Source organism: Pseudomonas sp. IT-P258, assembly GCF_949767825.1.
Lineage (GTDB): Bacteria > Pseudomonadota > Gammaproteobacteria > Pseudomonadales > Pseudomonadaceae > Aquipseudomonas > Aquipseudomonas monachiensis.
Genome location: NZ_CATKPU010000098.1, coordinates 1 through 12,995 on the forward strand (window position 1 = coordinate 1; position 12,995 = coordinate 12,995).

The following is a 12,995-nucleotide window of genomic DNA, read 5'->3' on the forward strand; positions in this document are numbered from 1 at the left end:
CAAAAAAAGCCACCTCTCGGTGGCTTTTGTGATTTCGCTGATCAGTCGTAGATCACTTTCTTCTTCCAGTCCGCATCAGCCTCGACGTCCTTGAGGCCTTCGGTCAATTGGTTGACCTCGCCTTCGACCGGTGCGATGCGATCCATGACCTGGTCGTTGGCGCGGGCCAGGAGTTTTTCCAGGTACCCCAGTTGCTCGGCGTAGACCTGTGGGTCCTGTTGTTTGCGCAGGTATTGCACGCCGCGCTCGAATGCCAGGCGAGCCTGTCCGGGCTGGTTCTGTTGCAGGGAGTGCTGGCCGAGGTTGTTAAAGAACTCGATGTGCAGCAGTACCAGGATGTGGCGCACTTCACGAATCCAGCGCTTGGCTTCGTTGGGGGGCAGGAAACCGTCCTGTGCCGCACGGGTAATCTGGCCGTGCAGGGCTTCGAGCAGGAAGCGTACATCCTTGGCCTTGGCTTCCGTCTGGATCGGTGCTGGCGGATTGTTGACCGGGATGGATTCACCCTGGCCGACAAGGGCCTCCAGTTCGGCGATCCGCGCCTTGAGGTTGGCGCTGGATTTTTCCAGGTTGAGCAGGCGCTGGCAGACGTTCAGTTCCAGACGGGCCAACAGTAGCTTGAGGGCCGGGGTCATCAGCTGGCCGGGGAATGTCTCGGTGATCTCGCCGCAGCGTCGCAGGCGATCGTTGAGCTCGATCTTGGTACGGGCCTTTTCCAGCTTGTTGTTTTCCACCACATGGTTCATGTAGCCAATGGCGATCAACAGTGCGATCCCGACTACAACTAGCAGGGTGATCATGAGTGGCGTCACCGGTAAGACCTCTTTATAGGTTACGCATGGGAGTCTGGTGGCTTGGCAATTGAGCGCCCAGGCCCGCACGACGGGTTGGATCGGACATGCTTGTACTTATATCGGCCGGAGCCCCGTTTCTATAAATGATGGCACTCGATATACAGATTGCCATCACCCCGTGGACTATAACGTCTTGGCGGGTGCCAGAATATAGGCGTCAAACGCCGGGCAGCGGAAAAACCGCAACGGCTCCCAAAAGCAGGTCGAAGTCATTGATTTAAATAAATTTATATCAGGGGGTTGACGACCTCTCAATCCATCCATAGAATGCGCGCCACTTGCAGCGTAAAGCACACAGCGAAACGAAGCAGGGAGTGAATGTTGTACGTGTGTCCCCTTCGTCTAGTGGCCTAGGACACCGCCCTTTCACGGCGGTAACAGGGGTTCGAGTCCCCTAGGGGACGCCAATGCGGGAATAGCTCAGTTGGTAGAGCACGACCTTGCCAAGGTCGGGGTCGCGAGTTCGAGTCTCGTTTCCCGCTCCAATTTTAAACAGCGTTGCTTTCGGGCAGGGCTGAGTGAAACCAGAACCAAGTCTTCGGATGCGGCTCTGGACACCGAAACACACACCATGTGTTCCGGGTAGCGTGTCCCCTTCGTCTAGTGGCCTAGGACACCGCCCTTTCACGGCGGTAACAGGGGTTCGAGTCCCCTAGGGGACGCCATTTGCGGGAATAGCTCAGTTGGTAGAGCACGACCTTGCCAAGGTCGGGGTCGCGAGTTCGAGTCTCGTTTCCCGCTCCATATTTAACGAAAACGCCGCTCATTGAGCGGCGTTTTTGTTTGCGCGTAAAAAACAGGATCAACCGCTGAGGGTTTGTACCAGGCTTTCGAGCGCTTCAGTGGTTTTCTCATCCTGCACCTGTTGCGCAGCTGCAGCCGCTTTGAGTTGGCGTGCCAGGCGGTATTCGCTGGGCGTACAGTTGGCGAACTGCTTGAAGGCACGGGCGAAGTAGGAAGGATCCTTGAAGCCGGCTTCATAGCCGATGCTGGTAATCGGCATCTGGCTGTTGTCGAGCAGGTCTTTGGCGAAGTTCATGCGCTTGTCCAGGATGTAATCCGTGAAGCCCTGCCCATTGGCTTCCTTGAACAGGCGGCTGAAGCGAAATGTCGTCATGCCGCAGCGCTGCGCCAGGTCCCTCTGATCGATGCTGTCACGAAAGTGCTGTTCGATGTACAGCATGACATTGCTCAACGCCTGGTGTTTTTGGTGTCCTGAGGTCAGCCGGATGCTGTCCGGCAGAGTCGGGGAGTGGTCGATCTGCGATGACTTGCCCTGGCCGTGGGCATTTCGGCGCAGCTCGCAGAGCTGCAGCACTGCCGTCAGGTAACGCTTCCTCTCGGTGGTCGAGAGCGGAAGCACCATGTATTCCCAGACGCTGGAGCGCATGGCCCATACAGCCAGTTCCTCTGAGTGCTGCACGGTGAACATGGTGATCGGGATGGTGGGGGTTGTGCGTTTGATCTCCAGCAATAGCTTCAAACCTGGAGTGTCGGGGCGATCGAAATGGACGCAGATCATGTCTGCGTGTTCCCTGATGGGCAACACGGAGTTTTTCGCCAGATTGCACTCGCAGGCGTCCTCGAACTGCGTGACGAGTTCTTTCGTGGACCGATCATGAGTCAGATCGAACCACAGGAGCGATGGCCTTTTGGTCAAATTGGACGTCATGTCTCTACTCGGTGGTTCTAGTGACTCTCTTCGCCAGTATTGCCAATGTGCTATCACTTTGCAGATTTAATCCCGATAGAAAAGACGGTTTTTAGTTCCATTCGCTCTATGGGTTGCCTGGAAGGCTGTCCAGGGCGAGTGTTTGCTCGTGAGTCTTCGAAAAAACCGGGTTGAACCGCCTGTCGCTTGTGAGTCAGTGGCAATTGCCTTTGCGTTTCAATGCCTTGTTTACCCCTCCTGTTACTGCTGCGAAGGCCAATGCTGCGTATTTGGCCACCCCGCAAAAAAGTCCTAGCGATGCGCAAAATCTTCCTAACGCCCAAGCCTTGCTCCTGACTAGTGTTGCACTCAGGCAGCGCAGAAAGTACTGCCTCAGAAAAAACAACATTCGAGTGAGGTGGGCAAAATGATCATGCAAACAATCAAGGCTTCGGTAGTGAAGTTCGTCAAAGACGAAGACGGCCTGACCATTGTGGAGTATGCGGTGGCAGGTGGGTTGGTTACGGCACTTGTTGCCTTCGCGTTCACCGATCTCGGAACGAACGTGCACACCCGAATCACTGCGATTTGCAATGCCGTTGGTGGTGCTACCTGCCGGTAACGGTAATTTCCGAGAGTGGGGGTGATGTGATGTCCATCGAGCAGCTGGTGGCTACTGGTTTGCTGATAGGGCTGCTGGGCGTAGCGGTGGTGAGTGATATTCGTCGCCACCGCATTCCCAACCTGTTGATCCTCGTAGGCCTGGCCTTGGGATTAGCCAGTCAGGCTTACTCAGGTGGGATAAGCGGGGTGGGTGACGGCCTGTTGGGCATCCTGGTCTGTTTTGCGCTGTTTCTGCCCATGTATGCCGTGGGTGGCATGGCCGCCGGCGACGTCAAGTTGATGGCCATGGTCGGCAGCTTCCTGCCGGTTCACTACGCAGTATGGGCCGCGATATACAGCCTGGTGTTCGGTTGCCTGTGCGGTTTTCTGATTGTGCTGGTGCACGGTCAGTTGTTGCATACCCTGGGGCGTTATTGGTTGATTCTGAGGGCTCGGGCCTACCTGGCGCCGAGTGCGGACGAGGCGGCCGGCAAGCCCTTCCCTTACGCTGTTGCAATTTTGCTCGGCACGCTGGGCAGCATCTACTGGCAACTCGTTGCCAGTGGGTTGGGAGATTAGTCATGCACGTCATGGTTGATACTGGTGCCTTCCCCAATGAGCGGGAAGCAGTGCAACGACTGGCTCCTCAGCCGTGCACAATCCGCGAAACCGGTCTGACCGACAGTTTTCTCGGCGAGTTGGTGTGCAAGCATCTGTTTGATGCCGGTGTGCTGGACATGTCGCGGCTGGTGGACCGCCTGGCGCTGACCGGCGCGGTGCTTGAAGAGGTCCTGGCGTTTCTGCGCAAGGATGGCCGTGTCGAAGTACTCGGCCAAGTAAGTCAAACGGGCGGGCAGATGTTGCGTTATGGCCTGACCGAGCGTGGTCGCAGTGTTGCCCGCGATGCCTTGTCGCGCAGTGGTTATATCGGCGCGGCACCCTTCCCGGTGAGTACCTACCGGTCCCTGATCAAACTGCAGACCATTCACCATGGTCGCATCAACGCCAACGATATGCGCAATGCCCTTGCTGGCGTAGTGCTCACGGAGGAGATGCTCGATCAGTTGGGTGTGGCGATGAACTCCGGGCGCGCGATCATGATTTATGGCCCCGCGGGTACTGGCAAGACGTATGTCAGCAGTCGGCTGATCCGTCTGTTCGCCGAGGCCATCTGGGTCCCCCATGCCATCGTCATCAACGAGTCGGTGATCGAGATCTATGACCCGCAGGTGCATCAGCGGCTCGATGATAACGCTCAACAGAACACTTTGATGCTCAACGAAGGCATCGACCGTCGACTGCTGTGCTGCAAACGCCCGATCGTCATCACTGGCGGCGAGTTGAGCATGGAACAGCTGGACGTTCGCTATGACCCTTTCACCCGTCAATACCAGGCTGCCTTGCAGCTCAAGGCCAGCAATGGCCTGTTCATCATTGACGACATGGGGCGCCAGCGCATGGCTCCCGCCGAGCTGCTCAATCGCTGGATCGTCCCGATGGAAGAGAAGCGCGACTTCCTCAACCTGGGCGGTGGTCGGCATTGTGAGTTGCCGTTCGATCTGATCCTGGTGTTTTCCACCAACCTCAATCCCCTGGAGCTGGCCGATGAGGCCTTCCTTCGCCGGATTGGCTACAAGCTGCAATTCGGTTACCTGAAGCCTGAGGAGTACGAAAAGATCTGGCGTCAGGAAAGCGAACGTCTGGGCATTTCCTATGACCCGCTGCTGCTGCGATATGTGCTGCAAAGGCTTTATGCAAGTGAAGGCATGCCCCTGGTGCCTTGCCATCCCCGAGATCTCCTGAACATGGCACTCGATCGCCAGCGCTACATGGGCGGTTCCGGACCACTGTCACCGAAAGAGTTGGAATGGGCCTGGCACAACTACTTCGTCCAGCTCAACTTTCTTTGATACGGAGATACTGACATGAGCTCTCGTACGCTTACCCTGATAGGCGCTTCCCTGGTCATGGGCCTTGGGGCTGCATGGATGGCCGACTCCTGGTTGAGCGCGCGGCTCAATGCCAGCCCGGATGACCACCTTCGAAACGTGGTGGTTGCCACGGTGGAGATTCCATTCGGGCAGATGGTCGAGGCCCAGCAGGTCACGACCGTACGCATGCCCATGGATACGATCCCGGACGATGCCTTCGATGCCAGTGAAAAAGCCGTGGGCAAGATCGCAACCTTCGACATTCTGCGGGGCGACATCGTGCGCGGTGCACGGCTGAGCGAACACCTGGGGGGCAGCACCCTGGCTTCCTTGATTGCGCCTGATAAACGCGCCATTTCGGTACGGGTTGACGATGTGGTCGGCGTCGGTGGATTCCTGTTGCCGGGTAACCGGGTCGATGTACTGGCGACCAAAACCACCAATGCCGGCAGTAACAGCGCCACGTCCAGGACCATCCTCGAGAACTTGCGGGTGCTGGCGGTGGATCAGACCGCGGGCACCGACAAGACCCAACCGGTAGTGGTGCGTGCAGTGACCCTAGAAATGTCGGCCGCTGAAGCGGAAACCCTGGTCACGGCGCAGACGGAAGGCAAGTTGCAACTGGCGCTGCGCAACCCGCTGAACCTCGAGAAGAAAGCCGCGGTCGTTGCGCCTGCCTCGCCTGCCTCGCCTGTTGCACCTGTTGCCCCGGCCATGGCTGTGGCCACCGCCGAGGCGCCAAAACGCGTGGTACAGCGCAGCAGTGGCGAGGGCGCGGGTATCACCGTTATCCGCGGGACCGAAGCCAAAGTAATCAACATTCGCTGACAGTGTGCAACAGGTACCTGGGCACCAGGGGCATGGCGGAGCCGATCCGGATCAGTATCGGCAATCGAGGGCTTGATGATGAATCTTCGTATTCAGCGGCCGTTCACTTCGACGCCAAGGCGCCAGGAAGGATCGGTGAGTGCATTGATGGTGATTGCGTTGGCAGCGATGGCCATGATGGCGGCGTTGGCTCTGGATGGCGGGCATATGATGCTGAACAAGACGCGCCTGCAGAATGCGGTGGACGCCGCTGCCCTGAGTGGCGCTAAAACCCTGAGCCAGGTTGAGGGGGGCATCAACAGTGCCAGCACGACGCGCACCGCTGCGCTCAATACGCTGGTACAGAATGCCAACGCTGCGGGCAACAACGAACTGGCCACGGCTGTGGGCGGTAACGCCGGTGCATTTGCAGTGGTGGAACTGGCAAGCAGCGTTTATGGACCGTTCTCCTATCCCGGGCCGACGGATGCCAAGTACGTTCGGGTCTCGGTACCGAGCTATAGCCTGACGGGTTTTTTCTGGAACTTCGCCCAGGTCTTCGGCCCTGGTGGCCTGGGAGCCAAAGCGGTGGCGGCGATCGCCACCGCCGGACCCAGCCCCACCAACCCATGTGATGTCGCACCGTTGATGATCTGTGGCGACTCGACTCAATACAACCCGGCCGCCGGCATGTTCTGGGGCTTCCAGTTTGGTGATTTGCAGGTGTTGAAGTCAGCTGCCAACAATTCCTCCGCCATTGGCCCTGGCAACTTCCAATTGCTCGATTTCGGTTCGGGCGGCAGTTCGGTCAGAGAAGACCTGGCCGGTGGCGGTTCGGTTTGCCGCAATGTGGGGGAGACTGTCCAGACCTCGCCCGGCAACACGGTCGGCCCTGCGTCTCAAGGCTTGAATACGCGCTTCGGCATCTACAACGGCCCGGTCAGTGCCTCGAACTATCCGCCAGACATGGTGACGTCGTCGAGCAATCCCGCGATCACTTACAACGACTCGGTTACCCCGGCGCAGACGCTGTACCAGGGGCAACCCGTCATCTCGAGTGGTGGCAATCTCACTGCGGGCAGCAACGCGATACTGGACTACAACGACTGGAAGGCAAGTGTTGCCGCCTGTGTAGCGGGGTCCGGCAGTGGTTGTCAGGGCGGTGGGGTATTCGAGCGCCGGATGCTGAAAATCGTCGTTGGTGACTGCACCGGCAAACAGGGCGGTTCAACCACGATCCCTGTCCTGGGCTTTGGCTGCTATTTCGTGGTGCAGCCCATGGATGGCGGCGGCACGCAAGCGCAGATCTTCGGCCAGTTTGTGCGCGAGTGCGAAGGCGACAATGTAGCCGGTCCCTCGCCGTCGACCGATTCCGGCCCGCAGATCATCCAACTCTACAAAACCTATATCAACGGCAGCGGTACTCCGAGCACTGACTCGTAGGAGGTGTCATGAGACTTCACGGATATAAGCATCCGCAGCGCCAGCAAGGCCTGGCCATAGTCGAGTTCACCCTCGTCCTGCCGGTATTACTGTTGCTGATGCTGGCCTTCGGTGAGTTCGGCCGCATGCTCTACCAGTACAACGTATTGCTGCAGGCCAGTCGCGACGCCGACCGATTTGTCGCCAGTCAGGCCTGGAACTCAACGCTTGGCATGGTTGCCCTGAGCAGTACGCTGCAGACCCAGACAAAAAATGTAGCGGTGTATGGCGTACCCAGCCAGACAGGCACGCCTGTGGTGTCTGGGTTAACGGCCGCAAACGTAGTGGTTGCAGCAGTGGGTACTGACCATGTGCGGGTCACCATCACTTACACGTTCTGCCCGGTAATTGGCGCTGGCAACTGCACCGGATCGCTTCCCGGTTTTTTTGGTAATCAGATTGCACTGAGCATTCCGCTGGTCGCCACTACCGTAATGAGGGCGCTGTGATGAACAGAAAACACATGCGCGGCACCTATACCGTGGAGTTCGCCTTCATTGGTCTGCTGATGTTCATGCTGTTGTTCGGTGTAGTGGAAATAGGCCGTCTGTACTTTACAGTCAATGCGCTGGATGAAGCCGTGCGTCGTGGTACGCGTCTGGCAGCGGTGTGCAATATCAGCGATCCGGTGGTGTTGCGGCGGGCGATCTTCAACGCGGCGAGCGATGCAGGTAATAGCCAGATGATCGGCGATCTGGCCACCACCAACCTGACATTGACCTATCTGGACACAAACGGTGCCTTGGTGGCCAACCCCGCTGACACAGTCAGCGCCAACGGCTTTCGTGCCATCCGCTATGTCCGGTTGAGTCTGCAAAACTTCGTTTTCAATCTGTTCATTCCCGGGATCGGCGTGCCCATTACCCTGCCTGTATTCAGGGCAACCTTGCCACGCGAAAGCCTCGGGCGTCATTCCGATTCCGGGGAGATCACGCCATGCTGAACACCAAAGACACTCCACTCTCTGCCTCGACCGGCAAAGCCGGGCTACGGTTGCTGATCAGCAGCCGTGATGCCACGTCGTTGCGCGACCTGCAAAGCGTCTGCCAACGCATGCCCAGCCTTGAGGTCAGCACTCGCCTGGTGAGCAATGGGCATGTCGACCCGCTCTATGGCCTGGACCGGATGCCCGATCTGTTGCTGTTGCGCGTCAGCCACCTGTGGCGTGATGAATTGGCAGCCTTGTTACAGCGCCCGGCCCATGAGCGTCCACCGATGCTGGTGTGCGGATTGCTAAGCGAACAGGAAGGCATGCGCCTGGCGATGCAGGCCGGCGCCCGTGACGTGCTGCCCGAGCCAGTAGCCGAGACAGAACTGGTCGCCGCCTTGAATCGTCTGGTCATGGAGGTTCGCAACGGCAGTGGGACTGAAGGCAAATTGATCGCCGTGACCAGCTCCAAGGGCGGATCCGGCGGCACCATGCTGGCCTGCAACCTGGCTCAGCAGCTCAGCATGAAGGGTGGCAGTGCCCTGTTGCTGGATATGGACCTGCAATTTGGCAGCGTGACGCATTACCTGGATGTGGCGCAAACCCACAGCCATCTTGAGGTGTTGCATCAGATCGACGGCATGGACAGTGTCGCGCTACGGGGTTTTTGCAGCCACTTCAGCCCGACCTTGCATGTGCTGGGTGGCCGGGCCGGTGAGCTGTGTCTGCCGCAGGATGCCCAACCCGAGCAACTTGACACCTTGTTGCAGTTGGCCCGCGCCAGCTATGACTGGGTAGTGATCGATCTGCCACGGCAGATCGACCACCTCACCGGCTCCGTTCTGGAACAGGCGGACCGGGTGTATGTGGTGGTGCAGCAGAGCGTCAGCCATCTGCGCGATGCCAGCTCCCTGGTGCGGATTCTTCGCGAAGACCTGGGCGTGCGTGGGGATCAATTGCAGATAGTGGTCAACCGCTATGACAAGTCGGCAGCGGTCAGTCTCAAGGATATCGGCGAGGCGCTGCGCTGCACGAACCTATCGAAATTACCCAATGACTTCAACCTAGTCAGCCAGAGCCAGAACACTGGCGTGCCGTTGGGGCTGCATGCGCCAAAGGCAGCGATCACTGCTGCACTGCGCGACATGACCGAGAACCTGATCGGTCAACAGGCTGCCGAGAACAAAAGCTTACTCAAACGCGCCTTCAACCGTTTTTTCGGGGGATGACCCATGATCAGCGACTTTCGTAACCGCTTGCGCAAACAGTCCGGTAAAACCGCCTCATCGTCGGTGACCCCGTTGGACGGTGACCAGCCGGATCCGGCAGATGAATTGATGGCTTGGGAGCACGCAATCCCGGATGTCATGTACGAAACCAGAACACAGGTCACCCCGGTGGAAGCCGAGTGGCGAGAAAAGATCTACCAGCAGTTGCTCAAGGTCATGGACCTGTCCCTGCTGGACTCCCTTGAACAGGCTGAGGCCACGCGGCAGATTCGCGATATTTGCCAGCGCCTGCTCGATGAGTATTCGGCGCCGGTGAGTACTTCCAGCCGCCAGTTGATCATCAAGCAGATCACCGACGAGGTGCTCGGCCTTGGCCCCCTGGAACCGTTGCTGGCTGATCACAGCGTGTCCGACATCCTGGTCAACGGCTTTTCCTCGGTCTATGTCGAGCGCTTCGGCAAACTGCAACGCACCGATGTGCGCTTTCGCGATGATCAGCATTTGCTGAACATCATTGACCGTATCGTTTCCAGCCTGGGGCGGCGTATCGACGAGTCTTCGCCCTTGGTGGACGCCCGGCTCAAGGATGGTTCGCGGGTCAACGCGATTATCCCGCCACTGGCCATCGACGGCCCGAGCATGTCGATTCGGCGCTTTGCGGTGGACCTGCTCAATACCGACAGCCTGATCCAGGTAGGGACGTTGACCCCGGCCATTGCCCTGCTGCTCAAGGCGATTGTCCGTGGGCGCTTGAACGTGCTGATTTCCGGCGGTACCGGCAGCGGCAAGACCACCATGCTCAATGTCCTGTCCAGTTTCATTCCGCACAACGAGCGGATCGTTACCATCGAGGACTCGGCCGAACTGCAACTGCAGCAGCCCCATGTGGTGCGCCTGGAAACCCGGCCTTCGAATATCGAAGGGCGCGGCGAGGTGAGCCAGCGGGAGTTGGTGCGCAACAGCCTGCGGATGCGCCCGGACCGCATCGTGATCGGCGAAGTGCGCGGCGTCGAGGCGCTGGACATGCTGACCGCGATGAACACCGGCCACGACGGCTCGTTGACCACGATCCATGCCAACACCGCGCGCGATGCGTTGGGGCGGGTCGAGAACATGGTGTCGATGACCGGGGCAACCTTCCCGATCAAGGCCATGCGTCAACAGATTGCTTCGGCCATCGATGTGGTCATCCAGTTGGAACGCCAGGAGGACGGTAAACGTCGCTTGGTCAGCGTGCAGGAAATCAACGGCATGGAGGGCGAGATCATCACCATGACCGAAATCTTCTCCTTCGCGCGCCATGGCTTGGGCGAAAACGGCGAAGTGCTGGGTGATTACCGGCCCAGCGGCATGATCCCCGCCTTCCGCGATGTGCTTGCCAAGCGCGGCATCGAGTTGCCGCTTACGATGTTCAGGCCTGAATGGATGGAGGGGCGGCAGTCATGAACCAGGTTCCCGGTGAATTCATTCTGATGTTCCTTGGCATGGTGTTTATCGCCGTCTTCCTCCTGTCCCAGGGCGTGGCGGTGCCGGTATTCGGCGAGGCCGGCAAGATGCGCAAGCGCATCCGCAGCCGCTTGCATGTAATGGAGAAAGCCAACCATCTACCCAACATGCAAACGGTATTGAGGCAGAAATACCTGACGCGCTTGTCGCCACTGGAGGCCAGGCTTGAGCAGTTGCCCTTCATGGAAACATTGACGCAGATGATTGAGCAGTCCGGGCACGAGTACCGAGCCTATCGGGTATTGTTGCTCGGGCTGGTACTGGGGGGCTGGGTGGGTATCCTGGTCTGGATGGTTTCGTCAGTCTGGTGGATGGCGCTGGTGGCGGGTTTCGCGGTTTTCTGGTTACCCATGCTGAAAATATCTCGTGACCGTAGCAAGCGTTTCGCTGAGTTCGAGGAAGGCCTGCCGGATGCGCTGGATGCCATGTGCCGCGCTCTGCGCGCCGGGCACCCCTTCAACGAAACCTTGCGCCTGGTGGCCGAGGAGCACAAAGGGCCAGTGGCTCATGAGTTCGGCCTGACCTTTTCCGATATCAACTATGGCAACGATGTGCGCCGGGCCATGCTCGGCCTGCTGGAGAGGATGCCAAGCATGACGGTGATGATGTTGGTGACCTCGATCCTCATCCATCGCGAGACCGGCGGTAATCTCACCGAGGTGCTGGAACGTCTGAGTAGCCTGATTCGCGGGCGTTTCCGTTTCCAACGCAAGATTAAAACCTTGTCGGCCGAAGGACGTATATCGGCTTGGGTGCTGGTGGCCATTCCCTTCGTGCTCGCTGCGGCGATTCTGGTTACAACCCCCAGCTACTTGCCTGTGCTGATCAATGATCCTACAGGTCAAAAGCTGATCATCGGGGCTTTCGGCGCCATGTTGCTCGGGATTCTCTGGATCCGCAAAATCATCCGGATACAGGTTTGAGTGGAATTCGTTTCGTGGAGGTGCAGGTCATGGACTATTTGCTCGGGTTGTTCAGTCAGGTGGTGGGCAATACGCAGCTGGCGCGTATGTTGTTCGTCGGTGCCATCGGATTGAGTACGGTACTCGCGGCCGTTACCGTGATGTTGCTGGTATTGGGGCTACAGGATCCGGTACAGCGTCGTCTGGCACTTATCAAACGCGGTTATTCAGGGAATGTCGCCGGGCAGGACTCGCCAGGTAATCTGCAGTTATTACTGGAACGGGTCGGTCAACGCTTTGGCTCGACTGAGGCGGCTCGGGCATCTGCCACCCAAATCCTGTTGATGCACGCCGGTTTCCGCTCGCGCTCGGCGGTACAGATGTACTGGGCGGTGCGCTTGCTGCTACCACTGATTTCGGTTGGCCTTGCGCTGTTGTTGCTGCCGATGTTCTCCGGGCTTTCTCTGAACATGGGGTTGTTGCTGGTGTCAATGATTGCTGCTGCCGGGTGGTTGTTGCCCGCGATGTATGTCGATAAGCGCAAGAAGACCAGGCAGGGCAGCCTGCGTGCCGCCTTTCCAGATGCCTTGGACCTGATGGTGGTGTGCGTGGAGTCGGGTCTGGCATTGCCGCAGACCATCGAGCGGGTGGCAGAGGAAATGTCGGTCAGTCAGGTTGAACTGGCTGAAGAGCTGGCACTGGTCAACGCGCAAATCCGTGCCGGCATTCCCAGTACCGAAGCGCTCAAGCAACTGGCTGTGCGCACCGGGCTGGATGATGTGCAAGGGTTGGTCAGCCTGTTGGCGCAAAGTATCCGCTTCGGCACCAGCGTGGCCGATACCCTGCGTATCTATGCCGATGAATTTCGTGACCGGCGTACGCAAGCCGCCGAAGAGATGGGAGCGAAAGTCGGTACGAAGCTGGTATTTCCGTTGATTTTCTGCCTGTGGCCGAGCTTCTTCCTGGTAGCCATAGGTCCTCCCCTGATCGGGGTAATCAGAGCATTCGGATAAGGTCCAACGGCGGGAGGCTGTCGAGTGCGATGGCCTTGCCACCCGAGCCTGATCTGCACTTTTCTGACAAGGATCTACACATCTGTTTC

General features: G+C 58.5%; 13 protein-coding genes and 4 tRNA genes. 15 read left to right on the forward strand and 2 right to left on the reverse strand.

Annotated elements, in window-relative coordinates; genetic code table 11:
- Positions 1 to 41: 41 nt before the first annotated feature.
- Entirely contained in the window at positions 42 to 800 is a 759-nt protein-coding gene (locus tag ACM6G4_RS25975) for a hypothetical protein (protein WP_056727275.1), read from the reverse strand.
- A 385-nt stretch (positions 801 to 1,185) separates the two neighbouring features.
- On the opposite strand from ACM6G4_RS25975, the gene ACM6G4_RS25980 reads away from it, so the two are divergent.
- The 4 genes from ACM6G4_RS25980 to ACM6G4_RS25995 all read left to right on the forward strand — a co-directional run bounded on the left by ACM6G4_RS25980 (position 1,186) and on the right by ACM6G4_RS25995 (position 1,598).
- Positions 1,186 to 1,261 (forward strand) — tRNA-Glu (locus tag ACM6G4_RS25980).
- A gap of 2 nt (positions 1,262 to 1,263) precedes the next feature.
- Positions 1,264 to 1,339, forward strand: a tRNA-Gly gene (locus tag ACM6G4_RS25985).
- A 104-nt stretch (positions 1,340 to 1,443) separates the two neighbouring features.
- Positions 1,444 to 1,519 (forward strand) — tRNA-Glu (locus ACM6G4_RS25990).
- Between the two features lie 3 nt (positions 1,520 to 1,522).
- Positions 1,523 to 1,598 (forward strand) — tRNA-Gly (locus ACM6G4_RS25995).
- 58 nt (positions 1,599 to 1,656) lie between these two features.
- Here the strand turns inward: ACM6G4_RS25995 and ACM6G4_RS26000 are convergent.
- On the reverse strand, positions 1,657 to 2,526 hold the full coding sequence (locus tag ACM6G4_RS26000) for an AraC family transcriptional regulator (RefSeq protein WP_056727272.1): 870 nt from the start codon (positions 2,524 to 2,526) through the stop codon (positions 1,657 to 1,659).
- 406 nt (positions 2,527 to 2,932) lie between these two features.
- Here ACM6G4_RS26000 and ACM6G4_RS26005 point away from each other — a divergent pair, with 406 nt between their 5' ends.
- From ACM6G4_RS26005 to ACM6G4_RS26055, 11 genes are all read left to right on the forward strand, one after another.
- Positions 2,933 to 3,127, forward strand: a complete 195-nt coding sequence (locus ACM6G4_RS26005) for a Flp family type IVb pilin (RefSeq protein WP_414914893.1) — start codon at positions 2,933 to 2,935, stop codon at positions 3,125 to 3,127.
- Positions 3,128 to 3,156: 29 nt separating this feature from the next.
- Positions 3,157 to 3,687, forward strand: a complete 531-nt coding sequence (locus ACM6G4_RS26010; RefSeq protein WP_414914894.1) for an A24 family peptidase — start codon at positions 3,157 to 3,159, stop codon at positions 3,685 to 3,687.
- A gap of 2 nt (positions 3,688 to 3,689) precedes the next feature.
- Positions 3,690 to 5,018 (forward strand): AAA family ATPase, encoded by a 1,329-nt coding sequence (locus ACM6G4_RS26015; RefSeq protein WP_414914895.1) that lies wholly within the window; start codon positions 3,690 to 3,692, stop codon positions 5,016 to 5,018.
- 15 nt (positions 5,019 to 5,033) lie between these two features.
- Entirely contained in the window at positions 5,034 to 5,867 is an 834-nt protein-coding gene (gene cpaB / locus ACM6G4_RS26020; protein ID WP_414914896.1) for a Flp pilus assembly protein CpaB, read from the forward strand.
- A 75-nt stretch (positions 5,868 to 5,942) separates the two neighbouring features.
- On the forward strand, positions 5,943 to 7,289 hold the full coding sequence (locus tag ACM6G4_RS26025; protein ID WP_414914897.1) for a Tad domain-containing protein: 1,347 nt from the start codon (positions 5,943 to 5,945) through the stop codon (positions 7,287 to 7,289).
- 8 nt (positions 7,290 to 7,297) lie between these two features.
- Positions 7,298 to 7,777: a TadE/TadG family type IV pilus assembly protein gene (locus tag ACM6G4_RS26030; RefSeq protein ID WP_414914898.1), complete on the forward strand. Its 480-nt coding sequence runs from the start codon at positions 7,298 to 7,300 to the stop codon at positions 7,775 to 7,777.
- The gene (locus ACM6G4_RS26035) at positions 7,777 to 8,271 is read left to right on the forward strand and encodes a TadE/TadG family type IV pilus assembly protein (RefSeq protein WP_414914899.1); all 495 of its coding nucleotides are present in this window, start codon (positions 7,777 to 7,779) and stop codon (positions 8,269 to 8,271) included. Before ACM6G4_RS26030 ends, ACM6G4_RS26035 begins: the two co-directional genes overlap by 1 nt.
- The gene (locus ACM6G4_RS26040) at positions 8,265 to 9,485 is read left to right on the forward strand and encodes an AAA family ATPase (protein ID WP_414914900.1); all 1,221 of its coding nucleotides are present in this window, start codon (positions 8,265 to 8,267) and stop codon (positions 9,483 to 9,485) included. The genes ACM6G4_RS26035 and ACM6G4_RS26040 overlap by 7 nt, the downstream gene beginning before the upstream one ends.
- A 3-nt stretch (positions 9,486 to 9,488) precedes the next feature.
- Positions 9,489 to 10,931 (forward strand): CpaF family protein, encoded by a 1,443-nt coding sequence (locus ACM6G4_RS26045; RefSeq protein ID WP_414914901.1) that lies wholly within the window; start codon positions 9,489 to 9,491, stop codon positions 10,929 to 10,931.
- Positions 10,928 to 11,914 (forward strand): type II secretion system F family protein, encoded by a 987-nt coding sequence (locus ACM6G4_RS26050; RefSeq protein ID WP_414914902.1) that lies wholly within the window; start codon positions 10,928 to 10,930, stop codon positions 11,912 to 11,914. Before ACM6G4_RS26045 ends, ACM6G4_RS26050 begins: the two co-directional genes overlap by 4 nt.
- Before the next feature lie 29 nt (positions 11,915 to 11,943).
- Positions 11,944 to 12,906, forward strand: coding sequence for a type II secretion system F family protein (locus ACM6G4_RS26055; RefSeq protein ID WP_414914903.1), 963 nt, complete (start codon positions 11,944 to 11,946; stop codon positions 12,904 to 12,906).
- Positions 12,907 to 12,995 lie beyond the last annotated feature (89 nt).

Bases quoted from the DNA above. Each gene is read 5' to 3' on its own strand.
- ACM6G4_RS26025 (WP_414914897.1), top strand. From the start codon at position 5,943: ATGATGAATCTTCGTATTCAGCGGCCGTTCACTTCGACGCCAAGGCGC.
- ACM6G4_RS26055 (WP_414914903.1), top strand. From the start codon at position 11,944: ATGGACTATTTGCTCGGGTTGTTCAGTCAGGTGGTGGGCAATACGCAG.
- ACM6G4_RS26000 (WP_056727272.1), bottom strand. From the start codon at position 2,526: ATGACGTCCAATTTGACCAAAAGGCCATCGCTCCTGTGGTTCGATCTG.
- ACM6G4_RS26030 (WP_414914898.1), top strand. From the start codon at position 7,298: ATGAGACTTCACGGATATAAGCATCCGCAGCGCCAGCAAGGCCTGGCC.
- ACM6G4_RS26050 (WP_414914902.1), top strand. From the start codon at position 10,928: ATGAACCAGGTTCCCGGTGAATTCATTCTGATGTTCCTTGGCATGGTG.
- ACM6G4_RS26010 (WP_414914894.1), top strand. From the start codon at position 3,157: ATGTCCATCGAGCAGCTGGTGGCTACTGGTTTGCTGATAGGGCTGCTG.
- ACM6G4_RS26005 (WP_414914893.1), top strand. From the start codon at position 2,933: ATGATCATGCAAACAATCAAGGCTTCGGTAGTGAAGTTCGTCAAAGAC.
- ACM6G4_RS25975 (WP_056727275.1), bottom strand. From the start codon at position 800: ATGATCACCCTGCTAGTTGTAGTCGGGATCGCACTGTTGATCGCCATT.
- ACM6G4_RS26015 (WP_414914895.1), top strand. From the start codon at position 3,690: ATGCACGTCATGGTTGATACTGGTGCCTTCCCCAATGAGCGGGAAGCA.
- ACM6G4_RS26045 (WP_414914901.1), top strand. From the start codon at position 9,489: ATGATCAGCGACTTTCGTAACCGCTTGCGCAAACAGTCCGGTAAAACC.
- cpaB (WP_414914896.1), top strand. From the start codon at position 5,034: ATGAGCTCTCGTACGCTTACCCTGATAGGCGCTTCCCTGGTCATGGGC.
- ACM6G4_RS26035 (WP_414914899.1), top strand. From the start codon at position 7,777: ATGAACAGAAAACACATGCGCGGCACCTATACCGTGGAGTTCGCCTTC.
- ACM6G4_RS26040 (WP_414914900.1), top strand. From the start codon at position 8,265: ATGCTGAACACCAAAGACACTCCACTCTCTGCCTCGACCGGCAAAGCC.